This is a genomic window from Halorubrum sp. Atlit-28R (genome assembly GCF_003665955.1).
Classification (GTDB): domain Archaea; phylum Halobacteriota; class Halobacteria; order Halobacteriales; family Haloferacaceae; genus Halorubrum; species Halorubrum tropicale.
Map to the genome: position 1 here is coordinate 1 of NZ_QPLS01000197.1, position 476 is coordinate 476.

Below are 476 nucleotides of genomic sequence, written 5' to 3' on the forward strand. Positions count from 1 at the left end.
CTGAGGTCCTCCAGGGAGTTACGCCTCAAGTTCGTCGCTGTCGCGACGCTCGACCGTCTCGACGACCTCGCCGTGGAACTCGGCGTTGCCGCCGGTCGGCGTGGCGAGGGTCGTCCCGCAGACGGCGCAGTTGACGACCGAGGAGGCTTTTCCAAGACGACCTGTTCGTTCTCGCAGTCGCTGCACGCGACCTTGTAGAAGTTTCCTGCCATGATTTACTCCTGGAACTCCAGGCGACCGGCGCGCCAGCCCTCGCGCATGTGGGCCTTGCCGCAGTCGGAACAGATGTACTTCAGGTGGGTCTTCTTCGTCGGCTTGTCGCCACCGGGCACCTTGGAGAACTTACCGGCGTTACCGATAGTGGCTTTGCCGCGTCGCGTCTGACGGGCGTTCCACTTCATTCCGGTCGGGCGTCCCGTCCGGACCTTCTCCACTTCGTGCTCGTGGTGACCCTTGCAGTTCGGGCAGTACGTGTT

General features: G+C 63.2%; 1 protein-coding gene and 1 pseudogene. Both read right to left on the bottom strand.

What is annotated here, in order from left to right; translation table 11 throughout:
- Positions 1–18: 18 nt before the first annotated feature.
- Positions 19–212, bottom strand: a pseudogene (locus tag DVK06_RS17515) (30S ribosomal protein S27e).
- A gap of 3 nt (positions 213–215) precedes the next feature.
- Positions 216–476: 50S ribosomal protein L44e (locus DVK06_RS17520; protein WP_121601158.1), on the bottom strand; the 261-nt coding region annotated here is incomplete at its 5' end.